Source organism: Mesorhizobium sp. WSM4821 (assembly GCF_055901555.1).
Genome location: NZ_CM148371.1, coordinates 1,725,592 through 1,743,219 on the forward strand (window position 1 = coordinate 1,725,592; position 17,628 = coordinate 1,743,219).

General features: G+C 62.8%; 12 protein-coding genes and 2 pseudogenes. 9 read left to right on the plus strand and 5 right to left on the minus strand.

Annotation, left to right across the window (positions count from 1 at the left end; translation table 11 throughout):
- Positions 1-7 precede the first annotated feature (7 nt).
- Positions 8-1,936: an ATP-dependent zinc metalloprotease FtsH gene (gene ftsH / locus AC0NID_RS08260; RefSeq protein WP_473452556.1), complete on the plus strand. Its 1,929-nt coding sequence runs from the start codon at positions 8-10 to the stop codon at positions 1,934-1,936.
- A 397-nt stretch (positions 1,937-2,333) separates the two neighbouring features.
- Here ftsH and AC0NID_RS08265 read toward each other — a convergent pair.
- Positions 2,334-2,792, minus strand: a pseudogene (locus AC0NID_RS08265) (hypothetical protein).
- Positions 2,793-3,328: 536 nt separating this feature from the next.
- Here AC0NID_RS08265 and glmM point away from each other — a divergent pair.
- The 5 genes from glmM to serA all read left to right on the plus strand — a co-directional run bounded on the left by glmM (position 3,329) and on the right by serA (position 9,718).
- On the plus strand, positions 3,329-4,681 hold the full coding sequence (gene glmM / locus AC0NID_RS08270) for a phosphoglucosamine mutase (RefSeq protein WP_473452558.1): 1,353 nt from the start codon (positions 3,329-3,331) through the stop codon (positions 4,679-4,681).
- Positions 4,682-4,905: 224 nt separating this feature from the next.
- Positions 4,906-5,739 carry an outer membrane protein gene (locus tag AC0NID_RS08275; protein ID WP_473452560.1) on the plus strand — a complete coding sequence of 278 codons (834 nt, stop codon included), beginning with the start codon at positions 4,906-4,908 and terminating at the stop codon, positions 5,737-5,739.
- A 191-nt stretch (positions 5,740-5,930) separates the two neighbouring features.
- Positions 5,931-6,695 (plus strand): outer membrane protein, encoded by a 765-nt coding sequence (locus AC0NID_RS08280; RefSeq protein ID WP_473452562.1) that lies wholly within the window; start codon positions 5,931-5,933, stop codon positions 6,693-6,695.
- Between the two features lie 178 nt (positions 6,696-6,873).
- Positions 6,874-8,049, plus strand: coding sequence for a phosphoserine transaminase (locus tag AC0NID_RS08285; RefSeq protein ID WP_473452564.1), 1,176 nt, complete (start codon positions 6,874-6,876; stop codon positions 8,047-8,049).
- Positions 8,050-8,116: 67 nt separating this feature from the next.
- Positions 8,117-9,718: a phosphoglycerate dehydrogenase gene (serA, locus tag AC0NID_RS08290; RefSeq protein WP_473452566.1), complete on the plus strand. Its 1,602-nt coding sequence runs from the start codon at positions 8,117-8,119 to the stop codon at positions 9,716-9,718.
- Between the two features lie 61 nt (positions 9,719-9,779).
- Here serA and AC0NID_RS08295 read toward each other — a convergent pair whose 3' ends face one another.
- Positions 9,780-10,670 (minus strand): DMT family transporter, encoded by an 891-nt coding sequence (locus tag AC0NID_RS08295; RefSeq protein ID WP_473452567.1) that lies wholly within the window; start codon positions 10,668-10,670, stop codon positions 9,780-9,782.
- A gap of 218 nt (positions 10,671-10,888) precedes the next feature.
- Here AC0NID_RS08295 and AC0NID_RS08300 point away from each other — a divergent pair, with 218 nt between their 5' ends.
- Positions 10,889-12,187 carry an adenylosuccinate synthase gene (locus tag AC0NID_RS08300; protein WP_473452569.1) on the plus strand — a complete coding sequence of 433 codons (1,299 nt, stop codon included), beginning with the start codon at positions 10,889-10,891 and terminating at the stop codon, positions 12,185-12,187.
- A 74-nt stretch (positions 12,188-12,261) separates the two neighbouring features.
- Entirely contained in the window at positions 12,262-13,893 is a 1,632-nt protein-coding gene (locus AC0NID_RS08305; protein ID WP_473452571.1) for a hypothetical protein, read from the plus strand.
- 24 nt (positions 13,894-13,917) lie between these two features.
- Here AC0NID_RS08305 and AC0NID_RS08310 read toward each other — a convergent pair whose 3' ends face one another.
- Complete coding sequence (locus tag AC0NID_RS08310; RefSeq protein WP_473452573.1) at positions 13,918-14,217, minus strand: CcdB family protein; 300 nt, start codon at positions 14,215-14,217, stop codon at positions 13,918-13,920.
- A complete protein-coding gene (locus AC0NID_RS08315) occupies positions 14,217-14,459 on the minus strand; it encodes a type II toxin-antitoxin system CcdA family antitoxin (protein ID WP_473452575.1) in 243 nt (80 codons plus the stop codon). The genes AC0NID_RS08310 and AC0NID_RS08315 overlap by 1 nt, the downstream gene beginning before the upstream one ends.
- 155 nt (positions 14,460-14,614) lie before the next feature.
- Between AC0NID_RS08315 and AC0NID_RS08320 the strand changes: the two are divergent.
- Positions 14,615-15,782, plus strand: a pseudogene (locus tag AC0NID_RS08320) (ISAs1 family transposase).
- Positions 15,783-15,804: 22 nt separating this feature from the next.
- Here AC0NID_RS08320 and AC0NID_RS08325 read toward each other — a convergent pair.
- The gene (locus tag AC0NID_RS08325) at positions 15,805-17,628 is read right to left on the minus strand and encodes an ABC-F family ATP-binding cassette domain-containing protein (protein ID WP_473452577.1); all 1,824 of its coding nucleotides are present in this window, start codon (positions 17,626-17,628) and stop codon (positions 15,805-15,807) included.

The following is a 17,628-nucleotide window of genomic DNA, read 5'->3' on the forward strand; positions in this document are numbered from 1 at the left end:
ACAATTGATGAATCCGAATTATCGTAATCTCGCGCTCTGGGCGATCATAGCGGTTCTGCTCATCGCTCTCTTCAACCTGTTCCAGACGCCGCAGACGCGCGGAGCAGCGAGCGATGTCCCCTATTCGCAGTTCCTGCAGGACGTTGCGGCCGGCCGAGTCAAGACGGTCACTATCGCGGGTTCCCGCATCTCCGGTACCTATACCGACAGCGCAACCGGCTTCCAAACCTATTCGCCGGGAGATCCCTCGCTGGTTTCGAGGCTGCAGGACAAGAACGTCACCATTAACGCTCGTCCCGAATCCGATGGGTCCAATTCGCTGTTCGGCTATCTTATCTCCTGGCTTCCGATGATCCTGATCCTCGGCGTCTGGATATTCTTCATGCGCCAGATGCAGTCCGGTTCCGGGCGCGCCATGGGCTTCGGCAAGTCGAAGGCCAAGCTGCTCACCGAGGCGCATGGCCGCGTCACCTTCCAGGATGTGGCCGGTGTCGACGAAGCCAAGCAGGATCTGGAAGAGATCGTCGAGTTCCTGCGCGATCCGCAGAAATTCCAGCGGCTCGGCGGCAAGATCCCACGCGGCGTGCTGCTCGTCGGCCCTCCCGGAACCGGCAAGACGCTACTTGCCCGTTCGGTCGCCGGTGAGGCCAACGTGCCGTTCTTCACCATTTCCGGCTCGGACTTCGTCGAGATGTTCGTCGGCGTCGGCGCCAGCCGCGTCCGCGACATGTTTGACCAGGCCAAGAAGAATGCGCCCTGCATCATCTTCATCGACGAAATCGACGCGGTCGGCCGCCATCGTGGCGCCGGTCTCGGCGGCGGCAACGACGAGCGCGAGCAGACGCTAAACCAGTTGCTGGTCGAAATGGACGGTTTCGAATCCAACGAAAGCATCATCCTGATCGCCGCCACCAACCGGCCGGACGTGCTCGATCCGGCGCTGCTCAGGCCGGGCCGGTTCGACCGCCAGGTGGTGGTGCCGAACCCCGACATCGTCGGCCGCGAGAAGATCCTGAAGGTGCATGTGCGCAACGTGCCGCTGGCGCCCAATGTCGACCTCAAGGTCATCGCCCGCGGCACGCCGGGCTTTTCCGGCGCCGACCTGATGAACCTCGTCAACGAATCCGCCCTGATGGCGGCGCGGCGTAACAAGCGCCTTGTCACCATGGCTGAGTTCGAGGACGCCAAGGACAAGATCATGATGGGCGCCGAGCGCCGCTCGTCGGCCATGACCCAGGCCGAGAAGGAACTGACCGCCTACCACGAGGCCGGCCACGCCATCCTGGCGCTGAACGTGCCGTCGGCCGATCCGCTGCACAAGGCGACCATCATCCCGCGTGGCCGGGCGCTTGGCATGGTCATGCAGTTGCCGGAAGGCGACCGCTATTCGATGAGCTACAAATACATGATCTCGCGGCTCGCCATCATGATGGGCGGCCGCGTCGCCGAGGAGTTCAAGTTCGGCAAGGAGAACATCACCTCGGGCGCCTCCTCGGACATCGAGCAGGCGACCAAGCTGGCGCGGGCCATGGTCACGCGCTGGGGCTTCTCCGACAAGCTCGGCCACGTCGCCTATGGCGAAAATCAGGAGGAAGTGTTTCTCGGCCATTCGGTGGCACGCACCCAGAACGTCTCGGAAGAGACGGCGCAAATCATCGACGCTGAAGTGCGCCGGCTGATCGACGAGGCCTATTCGACGGCGAAATCCATCCTGACGAAGAAGAAGAAGGAATGGATCGCGCTGGCGCAGGGGCTTTTGGAATATGAGACGCTGTCCGGCGAGGAGATCAAGCAACTGATCGCCGGCCATAAGCCCGCCCGCGATCTCGGCGACGACACGCCGCCGAGCCGCGGCTCGGCCGTGCCGAAGTCCGGCAGCCGCCGCAAGAAGGGTCCGGAGCCCGAAGGCGGCATGGAGCCTCAGCCGTCAAGCTGAGCTCGGCCAGGAGATTGATTGCGAAACGCCGCGGCTTTCGACCGCGGCGTTTTCGTTTGGAAGGTGCCCGACAGTCGGTCGCGGCCTGAAATCTTGCCGCAAGGGTGAAGTGCTTTTCGCTTGGATTTGACATCAAGACGACCAGAGCCGGCACCGCACCTCATCGCATAGCAGACGCCGGGTTGCAGATTTTGGGTCCCTCTCCCACTTACTTCGTGTGGCGAGGAAATCCCGAGTTCTGCAAAAGCAGCCGGCAGGCAGGTGAGAGCAGCGCCAGCGCTCGCAAATGTCATGGCCAACTGCACCTCGACCCAACTAACATGCCCGTGCGGCAACAAAAGGCCCGCGAACCTAGCGGTTCGCGGGCTTCGGTTCGTTCAGATCACGTTGCCGCGAATCAGCTCTTCAGCCTGGCGTTGCAAAGGCTGTAGAAGCCGCCGCCCTTCTGGATCCACTTGAGGCCACCCAGCGTATTGGCGTCCTTGTTGGCATAGTAGGCTTCGAGGCAGGTGTGCATGCGGCCCTTGGCGGGAGTCTCGTCGGCAAACTTCTTCGAGATCGCCGTCGGGAACTTGACGCCCCTGGGCGCCGTCCTGATATTTGGCGCTGCATTCCTTCGCCGTCAGGCCGGGCGCCGCATCGTCGGCGGTGGCAGCGCGTGGTACTTTGGCTGGCGTGGTGTCGGTTGCGGTGGCGTCGGTGCCGCATTGTGCCTTGCGGAACTGGTTCCAGTTCTGTCCGCCAAGTGTTCCGGCATCCTTGGCCGCGTTATACTTGGTGCTGCATTCGGCCTTGGTCAGCGCATTGGCTGGCGCGGCCAGGAACCCGTCAAAGTGGCAATTCGATGGATGAGCATGCGTTTCTCCCTTACAGGGTTCATGATATGTCCCTCAGGAAGCAATAGCGCTCAACGACTGGTTGCGCCAGATGCCGAGTAGCCTAAAAGACCGTTTGGAAAGCGAATTTTTTCCAGTAAGGTGACAAAATCGTTGCGGGCTTGGGGTCTCCAGGTGAATCTTTCCGATCTCAATTGCACGGAGAGCGCGTATATGGCGGCCCGCGTCCAAGGAATGCTTTGCACGACAGATCAGTCGAGTCGGCCAGCGCGGCGGACCTGAATACGGCTCGGCGCGGAGCAGCACGGCGCGCGAATTTTGGGTTGAAGCCACGTTGACACATCGTCCGGACTCCAGTTCGGTTTGAGTTGAAGTTCCTGAACCCGCTGCCGCATACAAGCAGGAACTTGAAAACCAGTACATCAGCGTGACACAAATCACACAAACCAACGATTTTCTAAGGAATGGTGACATATAATCATGCATTGTGATGATAGGGCGCGGGCCAATTTGTGGCATGACGTGCCGGGAAAGAACCATCGGGAAGCTGACTAGCATGGCAGGACGTTATTTCGGTACGGACGGCATTCGCGGGCGCGCCAACAGGTTTCCAATGACGGCGGAGGTCGCCATGAGGGTCGGCATGGCCGCCGGTCTCTCATTCCAGCGCGGCAATCATCGCCACCGCGTCGTGCTCGGCAAGGACACCAGACTTTCCGGCTACATGATCGAGAATGCGATGGTGTCGGGTCTTTGCGCCGCCGGCATGGACGTGTTCCTGCTCGGCCCGATTCCGACGCCTGCCGTCGCCATGCTGGTGCGCTCGTTGCGCGCCGACATCGGCGTGATGATCTCGGCCTCGCACAATCCCTACTACGACAACGGCATCAAGCTGTTCGGCCCCGATGGCTACAAGCTCTCCGACGAGATCGAGGAGCGCATCGAGGGTATGCTCGACAAGGATATCGACCTTGCGCTCGCCGATTCGGACGGGCTTGGCCGCGCCAAGCGCGTCGACGGCGTCCATGACCGCTATATCGAATTCGCCAAGCGCACGCTGCCGCGGTCGATGTCGCTTTCGGGGCTTCGCATCGTCGTCGATTGCGCCAACGGCGCCGCCTACAAGGTGGCGCCCGAGGCGCTGTGGGAACTCGGCGCCGAGGTCGTCGCCATCAATGTCGAGCCCAATGGCTTCAACATCAACAAGGAGTGCGGCTCGACCCATCCGGCCGGCCTGCAGAAGAAGGTGCACGAAGTGCGCGCCGACATCGGCATCGCGCTCGACGGCGACGCCGACCGCGTCGTCATCGTCGACGAGAATGGCGCGATCGTCGATGGCGACCAGATCATGGCGCTGATCGCCGAGTCCTGGCATCAGAACGGACGGCTGGCCGGGGGCGGCGTCGTCTCGACGGTGATGTCCAATCTCGGCCTCGAACGCTTCCTCGGCGACATGAACCTGCAGTTGCATCGCACCAAGGTCGGCGACCGCTATGTCGTCGAGCACATGCGCGCGCATGGCCTGAATGTCGGCGGCGAACAGTCGGGTCACATTGTGCTGTCCGATTTTTCCACGACCGGCGACGGCCTCGTCTCGGCGCTCCAGGTGCTCGCATGCATCAAGCGGCAAAACCGGCCGGTCAGCGAACTGTCGAAGAAGTTCGCGCCGGTGCCGCAGCTTCTGAAGAATGTCCATACTTCCGGCGGCAAGCCGCTTGAGGAAGCCCTGGTCAAGGCGGCGATCGAGGATGCGCGCCACCGCCTGGGCAAGTCCGGGCGCCTGGTCATCCGGCCATCCGGCACGGAGCCGCTCATCCGCGTCATGGCGGAAGGCGACGACCAGCAATTGGTCGAAGCCGTCGTCAACGATATCGTCGAGGTCATTTCGGAAACGCGCAGCGCCGCCTGATCCCGCGCTTTGGCAGTTTGAAAGCCCGCCTTCCCGGCGGGCTTTTTTCATTGGCTGCACGTATCCTGCCCGTCGATATGGCCGCGAGTTCGCCCGAATTCTTCGGATTTATGGTTAAGCAATACGGTTAAACGCCTTTTAACTTTTCCAATTCATTATCCACGACTGAAGCCAATCATATTCGGACGCGTTCGCTGTGCCGAGGGTTCTCAGGGGTGACAAGCATGTTCAATACAGCAAGAATGGCCGTCTTTGCCGCGCTGTTCGCGGGCGCGGCCGGACCCGTGTTCGCCGCCGACTTCGTCGAGCCGCCCGTGATCGAGCCGGCCCCGCCGCCCGTCTACGAGCAGCCGGTCGAGTATGGCGGCTGGTACATTCGCGGCGACATCGACTATCACTGGTCGGAGTTTCGCGGCGCCGACTATATCACCTATGGCGACATCCCCGGCACCGGCCGCTTTGACAGCGGCGAGCTGGAGAGCGCCTTCTCGGCCGGTGCCGGCGTCGGCTACCAGATCAACCAGCATTTCCGCACCGATCTCACCGCGGACTGGATGAGCAAATCCGAATTCCGGGGCTCGACCAGCGGCCTCTGTGGCGATGGGGAGCCCTGCACTTCGGTCGATACCTCTTCTTATACGGCGCTGCTGCTGCTCGCCAACGCCTATGTTGATATCGGCACTTGGCACGGCATCACGCCCTATGTCGGCGCCGGCATCGGCGGTGCCTGGGTCAAGTGGGATACGCTTCACAACACCACTGAAGACGGCGAATTCCTCCACGGCGGCGGCAAGGACTGGCGCTTCGCCTATGCCGCCATGGCCGGCGCGTCCTACTGCCTGAGCGACCGGGTCAAGCTCGACGTCGGCTACCGCTTCAGCCACATCGATGGCGGGAAAATGTTCAACTACGCTTCAGACAGCAATGTCGGTCCGGGGTATGACAAGGGCATCAACACGCACGAAGTGCGCGGCGGCCTGCGCTACCAGTTCGGCAAATCGGACTGCGCCCAGCCGGAGCCGATCGCCTACGAACCCGAACCGATCTACACCAAGTAATCGCTTCGAGAGCAGGTTTGCGGACCGCCCGGTCAAAGCCGGGCGGTCTTCGTTTGCGGTCTAAAGCGCATCGGGATCAATTCGCTAACCACCTGTTATCCTTAACCGCCACTTAACCACTATGGTTAACAATGCCTCTTGAAACGGCGCTCGCGATCGCGAATGGCGCCAACTTCGGGGAGCCAGGGACCATGACAGTCAAATCGCGCATAGCGCTGACGCTTGCAGCAATCGCCCTGATGCCGCTGCCGCAGGCGCTTGGCGCCGACTACGATCCGCCGATCTATGTCGACCAGGCGCCGGACTATGTGCCGGTCGAGGTCGGTTCGGGATGGTATCTGCGCGGCGATGTTTCCTATCTGCCGCAGAAGAGTTACGAAAACGAAGATTTCGCCTTCACCCCGGCGAGCTTCAGCAACCAGGAAGACCCCATCTTTGCCAGCATCGGCTTCGGCTACCATTTCAACGATTATCTGCGCGCCGATCTTAATTTCGGCTATCTGCCGGGCAACAAGATCGGCGTCGCCTATGATGATTCAGCGACCGCGGATCCGGCGACCGTGGCGTCCGGATCTCTGGAAAACTACGCGTTCTCAGGCATGCTCAATGGCTATGTCGATCTTGGCACTTATGTGGGGATCACGCCCTATCTCGGCGCGGGTATCGGCGTCGTCCAGAGCAAGCGCAAGCTGTCGGCGAGTTATTTCACCGACAACGATGACCCCACCGACGATTTCGATCTGCAGGACAACAAGACCCAGTACTCCTTTGCCTATACGCTGAATGCGGGCCTGGCCTATCAAGTTTCCAAGAATGTTTCCGTCGATCTGGGCTATCAGTATTTTTCCGCGCCCGATGCTGAATATGCCACCGCGGAGGATCTGGATTCGTATCTGATCCGCAAAGGGATCAGCAATCACCAGGTCAAGGTCGGGTTGCGTTACGACCTCTGGTAGCAAAGCCTAGGAATGGCAGCGGCGGGCCTCGGCCCGCCTTCTCGGTTTCAGCTGGTGCGCCGTAGTGTCCCGGCAGCGACAAAAACTTTCCCCTTGACGCCTGAACCCCGAAAGCATATCGCCGTCCGTGGGCCACCCCTCCCCAACGAGGGGCCACTATCTGGAAGGATAGACCACGATGACGACGCATACGAAGCCCGGACTCCGTCCGGCAAATCCCAATTTTTCCTCAGGTCCCTGCGCAAAACGTCCCGGCTGGTCGGTCAAGGCGCTGACCAATGCCGCGCTTGGACGTTCGCACCGCGCCAAGATCGGCAAGACCAAGCTCGAACAGGCGATCGAGCTGACGCGGGAGATCCTCCAGGTTCCGGCAGACTATCGCATTGGCATCGTGCCGGCGTCGGACACCGGCGCGGTCGAGATGGCGCTGTGGTCGCTGCTCGGCGAACGCGGCGTCGACATGGTCGCCTGGGAGAGTTTCGGCTCCGGCTGGGTCACCGACGTGGTCAACCAGCTGAAGCTCGCCGACGTGCGCAGGATCGAAGCCGGTTACGGCGCGCTGCCGGATCTGACAAAGATCGACTTCGACCGCGACGTGGTTTTTACCTGGAACGGCACGACTTCGGGCGTGCGTGTGCCGAACGGCGATTTCATCCCGGCGGCTCGCCGGGGCCTGACCATCTGCGACGCTACGTCGGCAGCCTTTGCGCAAAGGCTTGATTTCCAGAAGCTCGATGTCGTCACCTTTTCCTGGCAGAAGGTGCTGGGCGGCGAAGGTGCGCACGGCATGCTGATCCTCAGCCCGCGCGCCGTCGAGCGGCTGGAAAGCTACAAGCCGGCCTGGCCGCTGCCGAAAATCTTCCGCCTGACGTCGGGCGGCAAGCTCATCGAAGGCATCTTCAAGGGCGAGACCATCAACACGCCGTCGATGCTGTGCGTCGAGGACTATCTCGACGCGCTGCGTTGGGCGAAGTCGATCGGCGGGATCGAGGCCTTGATCGCCCGCGCCGACGCCAATGCCGCCGTTCTCGACGGTTTCGTTCGAGGATCCTCGTGGCTCGGCCATCTGGCCATCGATCCGGCGACGCGGTCGAACACGTCGGTCTGTCTTTCTTTCACCGACCCGGATGTCACGGCACTCGATGCCGACGGACAAGCGGCTTTCGCCAAGGGCATCGTCTCGGCGCTCGACAAGGAAGGCGTCGCCTATGACATCGGCGCCTATCGCGATGCGCCGCCCGGCCTGCGCATCTGGTGCGGGGCGACGGTCGAGACCTCCGACCTCGAAGCGCTGCTGCCCTGGCTCGACTGGGCCTTTGCCGCACAAAAGGCGTCGCTCAAGGCGGCCGCCTGAGTGTCCCGCGGTGGCCCTCGGGCCGCCCTTTTCCCAAACGGATCAATTCCCATTTAAGGAGGCCGCCATGGCGCCCCGCGTTCTCGTCTCAGACAAACTCTCCACCACTGCCGTGCAGATATTCAAAGACCGCGGCATCGAGGTCGATTACTTGCCCGATCTTGGCAAGGACAAGGAAAAGCTCCTTGAGGTGATCGGGCAGTATGACGGCCTCGCCATCCGTTCGGCGACGAAGGTCACCGAAAAGCTGATTAACGCCGCCACCAGATTGAAGGTGGTCGGCCGCGCCGGCATCGGCGTCGACAATGTCGACATCCCGGCGGCGAGCCGAAAGGGCATCATCGTGATGAACACGCCCTTCGGCAATTCGATCACCACCGCCGAGCATGCCGTCGCGATGATCTTCGCGCTTGCCCGCCAGATACCTGAGGCCAATGCCTCGACCCATGCCGGCAAATGGGAAAAGAACCGCTTCATGGGCATCGAGATCACCGGCAAGACGCTGGGCATCATCGGCTGCGGCAATATCGGCTCGATCGTGGCTACACGCGGCGTCGGCCTGAAGACGCACGTCATCGCGTTTGATCCGTTCCTGTCGGACAGCCGCGCCGAGGAGCTCGGTGTCGAGAAGGTCGAACTCGACGAACTGTTCGCCCGCGCCGATTTCATCACCCTGCACACGCCGCTGACCGACAAGACGCGCAACATCATCGACGCCGCGGCGATCGCCAAAATGAAGACCGGCGTGCGTATCATCAACTGCGCCCGTGGTGGGCTGATCGTCGAGGCCGACCTGATTGGGGCGCTGAAAAGCGGCAAGGTGGCAGGTGCCGGCATCGATGTGTTCGAGGTCGAGCCGGCGGAGAAGAGCGAACTGTTCGGCATGGAGAATGTGGTGGCGACGCCGCATCTCGGCGCGTCGACCACCGAAGCGCAGGAGAATGTCGCCCTGCAGGTCGCCGAGCAGATGGCCGACTATCTGATCAAGGGCGCCGTTTCCAACGCCATCAACATGCCGTCGATCACCGCCGAGGAGGCGCCGCGCCTGAAGCCTTTCGTCAAACTTGCCGAAGTGCTCGGCGCCTTTGTCGGGCAGGTCACCGAGGATCCGATCAAGGAGGTCGAGATCCTATTCGACGGCTCGACCGCGACGATGAACACGCGCGCGCTGATCAGCGCCACTCTTGCCGGGCTGATCCGGCCACAGGTCTCCGACGTCAACATGGTGTCGGCGCCGATCATGGTTAAAGAGCGCGGCATCATCGTCGCCGAGGTCAAGCGCGACAAATCCGGCGTGTTCGACGGCTATATCAAGCTGACGGTCAAGACCGAGCATAGGACGCGTTCGATCGCCGGCACCTGCTTCTCGGACGGCAAGCCGCGCTTCATCCAAATCAAGGGCATCAACCTCGACGCCGAAGTCGGGCAGCACATGCTCTACACGACCAACGCCGACGCTCCTGGCATCATCGGCCTGCTCGGCACGGTCTGCGGCGAGAACGGCGTCAACATCGCCAACTTCCAGCTCGGCCGCAACCGGCCTGGCGGCGATGCCATCGCGCTGCTCTATCTCGATGCACCGTTCCCGGACAACGTGCTGGAACAGGTGCGGGCGCACAAGTCGATCGACTCCGCCAAGAGGCTGCATTTCGATGTAGGCGGTGCCTGATTCGAGATTCCTGGGAAGGCATATGAAAGGCGCGGGCCTGGCCCGCGCCTTTTGACATCGGCTATATCGCCATCTTCCTTCCGCTGTATTCGGCGAGGGCGATGCCACCAAGCACCAGCACGAGGGCAAGGCATTGATAGAGCTGGAATGTCTCCCCGACGATCAGCACCGAAAGCAGCGTTCCGAAGATCGGTACCAGGTTGATGAACAGGCCGGCCCGGTTGGCGCCGATCAGCTCGTTGCCTCTGATGTAGAAGAGCTGCGAGATGACCGAGGCGCCGATGGCGGTGTAGAACGCGATCGCCCAGCCACGTGCATCGGGGACGATGACCTTGCCGGCGGCCACTTCCCACAGGAAGAAAGGCACAGAGGTGCCAAGCGCTGCAATCGACAGCACCAGCATCAGGCTCTGCCAGCGCATGGCCGGCTTCAGCCGCAGCCCGACCGAGTAAAGGCTGTAGCAAAGCACTGCGATCAGCATGATGGCGTCGCCGAAGTTGAGATCCAGCTTGAGAAGCTGGTACAGATCGCCATGGCTGGCGGTCAGGGCGACGCCGATGATCGTCAGCACGACGCCGGCGATCTGCACCCGGTTCACACGCAGGCGAAACAACACGAAATTGGCGAGGATGATCACGATCGGTATCGCCGACTGCTCGATCGAGACATTGATCGCCGTCGTGTAGTTGAGTGCCGTGTAGAAGATCGCGTTGAAGAAGGTGAAGCCGCAGGTGCCGAGCCCGCCAAGCAGCAGCCAATGCCTGCGCACCACCGGCCAGTCCTCACGCAGCGTTCGCCAGCCGATCGGCAGCATGATCAGAACGGCCAGAAGCCAGCGCAGGAATACCAGCGTCATCGGCGAAATGTGATCGACTGCCAGCTTGCCCGCCACGGAGTTGCCGCCCCACAGCAAGGTGGTGAACAGCAGGAACAGATAGGCGGTTCGATGCATGGCGAAATTTTCCGGCCAGGGGATGGCGGGCGAAAGGTATTTGTCGCCCTATTGTGGCAGCTTGCCCAAGTAAATGATGTCAAAGGCGAAAATTGTTGTGCCTCAGGGCGCTTTCGGCGGCAAAGAATGGTCGCGCTCGCCGGGTCTTGAGGTTATAGAAGCCTGTCGTTTCGAACCATTTCAAGCCGCCCCGAGCGGCGCCTCAAGGGAAAAGAAACATGGCCAATGTGGTGGTCGTCGGCTCGCAATGGGGCGACGAGGGCAAAGGCAAGATCGTCGACTGGCTGTCGGAACGCGCCGATGTCGTCGTCCGTTTCCAGGGCGGCCACAATGCCGGTCATACGCTGGTCGTCGACGGCAAGGTCTACAAGCTGTCGCTGCTGCCTTCCGGCGTGGTGCGGCAAGGCAAGCTGTCCATCATCGGCAATGGCGTCGTCTTCGATCCGCACGCCTTCGTCGCCGAAGTGACGAAGTTGAAGGCGCAGGGCGTCGAGGTCACGCCGGAGCGCCTGAAAATAGCCGAAAACACCGCGCTTATCCTGTCGCTGCACCGGGAATTGGACGGATTCCGCGAGGATGCCGCATCCAATTCCGGAACGAAGATTGGCACGACCCGTCGCGGCATCGGCCCTGCTTACGAGGACAAGGTGGGCCGGCGCGCGGTCAGGGTGATGGATTTGGCGGATTTGGAGACGCTGCCCCTGAAGATCGACAGGCTGCTCACGCATCATAATGCGCTGCGCCGCGGACTCGGCCACGCCGAAGTCACGCATGAAGCGATCATGAATGAGCTGATTTCGGTCGCCGACGAGATCCTGCCCTATATGGACCGCGTCTGGAAGATACTCGACGACAAGCGCCGCGCCGGCGAGCGCATCCTGTTCGAGGGCGCGCAAGGCACGCTGCTCGACATCGACCACGGTACCTATCCGTTCGTCACCTCGTCCAATACGGTCGCTGGCCAGGCTTCCGCCGGTTCTGGCGTCGGCCCAGGCGGCATCGGCTATGTGCTCGGCATCACCAAGGCCTACACGACGCGTGTCGGCGAAGGTCCGTTCCCAACTGAACAGAAGAACGAGATCGGCGAGTTCCTGGGCACGCGGGGCCACGAGTTTGGCGTCGTCACCGGCCGCAAGCGCCGCTGCGGCTGGTTCGATGCCGTGCTGGTTCGCCAGGCCGTCGCCGTCAACGGCATCAAGGGCATCGCGCTGACCAAGCTCGACGTGCTCGACGGGCTGGACGAGATCAAGGTCTGCACCGGCTATCGGCTCGACGGCGAGGCGATCGACTATCTGCCGGCCAGCCAGGGTGCACAGGCGCGCGTCGAACCGGTTTACGAGACGCTGGAGGGTTGGAAAGGCACTACCGCCGGCGCCAGAAGCTGGAACGCCCTGCCGGCTCAGGCCGTCAAATATGTCCGTCACATCGAGGAGCTGATCGGCGCGCCGGTCGCACTCCTTTCCACCAGCCCGGAACGGGACGACACAATACTTGTGACCGATCCGTTTCAAGACTAGATTCTCAGCCGTTCCGGGCATCGCGGCCGATTTGCGGAGGCCGGCCCAGAAACGAAATGCAGGTCGACTGAAGCATGGTAGATTTCGTTAGTCCTCTGAAAAAGACGCTCGGCGGGCTCAGCAACCCGACCCCGGAGGTGCGCACGAGAGTCTATGACAAGGCTCGCTCCACCATTGCAGACCAACTGGCCAAGAAGACACCGCCGCTGGCGCCGTCGGTCATTGCCGAGCATAAGCGTACCCTGGAAGACGCCATTGCCACCGTCGAGGGGGAGTATGCAAGGCCAGCGCCGGCATCCGATCCGCTGGCGGAGCTGGAGGATATCTTCTCCTCCATCGACCGCAACAAGAACCAATCCAGCCATGTCCGCCAGCCGGTGAAGACCGAGCCGGCATGGCAGCCGGCGCCAGCCGCCAAGGCGACGCTGAATTGGCAAAAACCGCCGCCCGCTGCTCCTCCAGAGCGCGCCGATCCCGTACCTTCGGAAGCGGATATTCCAGCGGCGGACGATAAGGGCGATGTCCTCAGGGGCGATGCTTTCAGCGACGATGTCTTTTCCAACGACGGGCCGGCGCCGTCCGGTACCTTTCAGCGTCCGCGTCCGGCCGAGCGCAAGCGCAGCTACGGCGGACTGATCGCCGCTGCGGTCGCTTTGCTCGTTGTTGCCGGCGGCGGCTACGGCGTCTGGCTGAACAAGGACGCGTTCAGCAGTATGCTGGGTCTCAATAGCACCGAGGTCGCAACGACCAAACCACTGGTGAAGTCGGCTGCCCCCGCCGACCCGACTGCCCCCGCCGACCCGGCTGCAGATGCGGCGGCCAGGCCCCCGGCCGAACCGGCTGCGCCGGACGCCGATGGCACAAAGTTCACCCAGCGCCTGACGCCCGAGGGCGGTGAGGTCGATCCCGGCCCCGCTTCAGGACAAAGCGGCATCGGAGAGGGCGAATCCGTCGCAGCGCTGACCACGCCGCCGCCGGCCGCTCCCGCGCCTGAAGCGCCAGCCGGCGATGCGCAAGCCACGGACGCGCCCGCCACGCCCGGTGCGGCCCCGGCGGCGGCGCCGCCGGCCGGCGAAGCCGCGCCGGATACCGCGGCCCCGGCAGCGCCGAGCCCGGGTGCCACACCGGCCGCGCCTGCGGAAACCGCGCTGGCGGTCGGCCAGAAGGCGATCTTCTATGAGGAGCGCACCAGCACCGCTCAGGGCTCGGCCGAGCCCGGCAGCATCGTCTGGTCGCTTGTGCAGGAATCGCCCGGCGGCAATCTGCCGCCCGAGCCTGCGATCCGCGCCGAGGCGAGCATCCCCGGCAAGGACGTGCAATTGCGCATGACCATCCGCCGCAACACCGACCAGACGCTGCCGGCCAGCCACATCATCGAGATGATCTTTCTGACGCCCGACGGCTTCGACGGTGGTGGCGTCGACAACATCCTGCGCGTCGCCATGAAGGGCTCTGAACAGGATGCCGGCAGTCCGCTGATCGGCATCCCGGCCAAGATCGCCGACGGCTTCTTCCTGGTCGCGCTCAACGACACCAAGGCGGACGAAAACGCCAACCTGACCCTGCTCCGGGGCCAGAACTGGATCGACGTGCCGGTCGTCTACAAGACCGGACGGCGGGCGCTGCTCACCATGGAAAAGGGCATTCCCGGCGACAAGGTGTTCGATGAGGCGCTGAAAGCCTGGCAAGCGAAAACGGCGGGCTGAGGCTCGGCCTGAGCCTCCGCCGGTTCAGAATCCCTGGGACAGCATGTCGAGCGCTGCCATGATGTCGTCCTGATGCCTGGCGATATTCACTCGACTTTCGCCCAATTCCTCGGCGGGAACCGTGGCGATCAGGTGGGTGGCCATAACCAATTTTCGCCCGTTGATCTCGAGAATGGGATGAAGCTTTCGCATTGGCGGCGGCGTCATCGTGATCGGCAAAAGCGGGATCACCACCCGTGTCTTAAAATCGTCAAGCAGCCCGGATTGAACGTCCAGCAAATAGCTGCCTTCGACGCGCCCCGCGAAGACATCATAGCGAGCCATCAGAACTGCCGATGTTCTTCCAACGGAATACCGTGCTTTTCGACGTATTCGTTCCACGCTTCTATCGTGGCGCGATTCTCAAGCTTCCATAGCCGCGTTTTTTCGGTAGCCACCGCCTCCGCGATGCCGGCTTCCGCGGCGCGCGAGACATTCACGTCGAGCCCCTTGGCTTCCTTCAAGAGTTTTGAATCGATCGACAGGTTTGCCGGCTGGCGGATCGCGTTCAAGGCTAGCTTACGCATTTTTGCCTCCACAAATATGCGCATAATGTATGCGCATTCCCTCGCCGTAGCAACCACGAGGCGTTCTACCCCAGGGCCTCGAACTCGGGTTAACGGACTTTCGCGATGAAGATTGGCTGATTCCATGTGCGCTCCTCGTGATTCGGAGCGCTGCGATGACGATTGCCACCCTCGAAGGCTTCGAGAAGTCGCGCTTGAAGGCGCTTCTGGACCATTTCTCTGCCATTGAAGACCCGCGTGAGCCCTGGCGGGTGGCGCACCCTTTTCCCGAAGTGCTGCTGCTCGTCGTCTGCGGCACGATCTGCGATTGCGAGGATTACGATCTGATCGCCGACTGGGGCGAGGCTCATCTCGACTTCCTGCGCCGCTACCTTCCCTATCATCATGGCGTGCCGGGCGGGCGCTGGCTGACCATCCTGATGAACCGCATCGATCCGGCCCTGTTTTCGGATTGCTTCACCGCATGGGTGCGCGAGACCTGGCCCGACAAGCCGGAGTTCATCGCCATCGACGGCAAGACCTCGCGCTGCAGCCATGACCGCAGCGAGGGCCGCGCGCCGCTGCATCTGGTCTCGGCCTTCGCCACCACGTCGCGTCTGGTGCTCGGCCAGGAGGCGGTCGCCGACAAGAGCAACGAGACCACTGCCATTCCCGTGCTGCTGGAGCGACTGGGTGCAAATGACGGTCTCAAGGGTGCGCTGGTCTCGATCGACGCCATCGCCACCAATGCGACGATCGCCACGGCGATCCGCAATGCCGGGGCCGACTATCTGCTCGCCGTCAAGGCCCAACCAGCCAACGCTCAGGGCCGAGATCGAGCGCTACTTCGACGATGCTCCCGCGACAAGCCTCGGTCTTTAGCGACATCGACAAGGCTCATGGCCGCATCGAGGAGCGCACCGTCACCGTCTCCCGCGAAACCGACTGGCTGGCCGGCGGCCGGCGCTTTCCCGGAGAGCTGCGCCTTCCCGACGCGACAACCATCATCCGCGTCCGCTCGCGAACCAACCTCAAGGACAGGAGCCGCTTCGACACGCGCTACTACATCGCTTCCGCCAATCTCACTGCCGAGCGAGCCGCCCACGCCGTGCGCGGCCACTGGCTGGTCGAGAACGCCCTGCACTGGACGCTCGACGTCATCTTCAAGGATGACCAGTGAGATTGAGAAAGGGCCACGGCGCAGTCAACATGGCGATCGTGCGCCACTTCGCAATCAATCTCGTCAGGGCCGTCAACGACAAGCGACCCATCAAGCGCAGACGCAAAATGGCAGCATGGAGCACAAATTACCTGGCATCTGTGCTCGGACAGCCATCGCATTAACCCGGATTCGCGGCCCTGCGTTCTACCCCTCCTCCATCTCCTCGCGCAGCATCTCCAGTTCCAGCCACTCCTCCTCGAGCGCAGCCAGGGTGGCGCGTTCCTTGTCGAGGGCGGCGATAGTCTTCTGGAACGAGGCCGGGTCTCGCTCGTAAAAGGCCGGGTCGGCGATGTTGTTCTCCAGCCGCGAGATCGAGGCTGCCACGGCCTCGATCTTCTTCGGCAGCGATTCCAGCGCGAATTTCTGCTTGAACGACAGTTTCTTCGCCGGTCCTTTCGGCGCAGCCGCTTCTGTCCTGCCCGCCGCTGTCGCCTCGCCGGTTTCGGCTTTCGGCCGCGCCTTGCGATCATCGAGCCTGGTGCCGCCGCGCTGCGCCAGCATGTCGGAATAGCCGCCGGCATATTCGATCCAGCGGCCGCCGCCGTCCGGCGCGATCAGGCTGGTCACCGTGCGATCGAGGAAATCGCGGTCGTGGCTGACCAGGATGACCGTGCCGGCAAAACCGGCGACCAGTTCCTGCAGCAGTTCCAGCGTCTCCATGTCGAGGTCGTTGGTCGGCTCGTCGAGCACCAGCAGGTTTGCCGGCCGCGCCAGCACGCGGGCCAGCAGCAGCCGCGCGAGCTCGCCGCCCGAAAGCTCGCGCACCGGCGTGCGCGCCTGTTCCGGCTTGAATAGGAAGTCCTTCATGTAGGAGACGACGTGGCGCTGCTCGCCGTTGATAACAAGGTTCTCGCCGCGCCCGTCGGTGAGATATTGCGCCAGCGTCTCTTGCGGATCGACCGCCTCGCGCTTCTGATCGAGTGTGGCGATCTCCAGATTGGTGCCGAGCCGCACCGAGCCCGAGTCCGGCTTCAATTCGCCGGTCAGCATCTTCAGTAGCGTCGTCTTACCGGCGCCGTTCGGCCCGACCAAGCCGACGCGGTCGCCGCGCTGGATGCGGGTCGAGAAGCCTCTGACCACCGTGAGGTCGCCAAAGCTCTTCTCGATGTTCTTGGCCTCGATCACCAGTTTGCCGGATTCGGCCGCGTCGCTGGCCACCATGGTCGCAGCGCCCTCGGCGCCGCGATGGCCGCGAAAACGCTGGCGCATGGTCTGCAATTCGCCGAGCCGGCGCATGTTGCGCTTGCGCCGCGCTGTCACGCCATAGCGCAGCCAGTGCTCCTCGCGGACGATCTGGCGGCCGAGCTTGTGCTGCTCGCGCTCTTCCTCTTCCAGTACGGTGTCGCGCCATTCCTCGAAATGGCCAAAGCCCTTGTCGAGCCTGCGGGTCTGGCCGCGATCGAGCCAGACGGTGGCGCGCGACAGGCGTTCGAGGAAACGGCGGTCGTGCGAGATGACGATCAGCGCCGAAGAGGTGCGGGCAAGCTCCTCCTCCAGCCATTCGATGACCGACAAGTCGAGATGGTTGGTCGGCTCATCGAGGAGGAGAATGTCGGGCTCCGGCGCCATGACGCGGGCAAGTGCGGCGCGGCGCGCCTCGCCGCCGGACAGGTCGTTCGGCCGTTCCTCGCCGGACAGGCCGAGATGCTCCATCAGATAGGTGGCGCGGTAGGGATCGTCGGCGGGTCCGAGTCCCGCCTCGACATAGGCGCGGACGCTGGCGAAACCGTCCATGTCCGGCATTTGCGGCAGGTAGCGCACTGTCGCCGAAGGCTGGCGAAACACCTCGCCGTCCTGCGGCTCGATCAATCCCGCTGCGATCTTGAGCAATGTCGACTTGCCCGAGCCGTTGCGGCCGACCAGGGCGATCTTGTCGCCGGCCGACGCTGTCAGTTCCGCCCCGTCGAGCAACGGCGTGCCACCGAAGGTCAGTTTTATCCCGTCGAGATTGAGAAGCGGCGGCGCCAT

Bases quoted from the DNA above. Each gene is read 5' to 3' on its own strand.
- ftsH (WP_473452556.1), top strand. From the start codon at position 8: ATGAATCCGAATTATCGTAATCTCGCGCTCTGGGCGATCATAGCGGTT.
- glmM (WP_473452558.1), top strand. From the start codon at position 3,329: ATGGCAGGACGTTATTTCGGTACGGACGGCATTCGCGGGCGCGCCAAC.
- AC0NID_RS08275 (WP_473452560.1), top strand. From the start codon at position 4,906: ATGTTCAATACAGCAAGAATGGCCGTCTTTGCCGCGCTGTTCGCGGGC.
- AC0NID_RS08280 (WP_473452562.1), top strand. From the start codon at position 5,931: ATGACAGTCAAATCGCGCATAGCGCTGACGCTTGCAGCAATCGCCCTG.
- AC0NID_RS08285 (WP_473452564.1), top strand. From the start codon at position 6,874: ATGACGACGCATACGAAGCCCGGACTCCGTCCGGCAAATCCCAATTTT.
- serA (WP_473452566.1), top strand. From the start codon at position 8,117: ATGGCGCCCCGCGTTCTCGTCTCAGACAAACTCTCCACCACTGCCGTG.
- AC0NID_RS08295 (WP_473452567.1), bottom strand. From the start codon at position 10,670: ATGCATCGAACCGCCTATCTGTTCCTGCTGTTCACCACCTTGCTGTGG.
- AC0NID_RS08300 (WP_473452569.1), top strand. From the start codon at position 10,889: ATGGCCAATGTGGTGGTCGTCGGCTCGCAATGGGGCGACGAGGGCAAA.
- AC0NID_RS08305 (WP_473452571.1), top strand. From the start codon at position 12,262: ATGGTAGATTTCGTTAGTCCTCTGAAAAAGACGCTCGGCGGGCTCAGC.
- AC0NID_RS08310 (WP_473452573.1), bottom strand. From the start codon at position 14,217: ATGGCTCGCTATGATGTCTTCGCGGGGCGCGTCGAAGGCAGCTATTTG.
- AC0NID_RS08315 (WP_473452575.1), bottom strand. From the start codon at position 14,459: ATGCGTAAGCTAGCCTTGAACGCGATCCGCCAGCCGGCAAACCTGTCG.
- AC0NID_RS08325 (WP_473452577.1), bottom strand. From the start codon at position 17,628: ATGGCGCCGCCGCTTCTCAATCTCGACGGGATAAAACTGACCTTCGGT.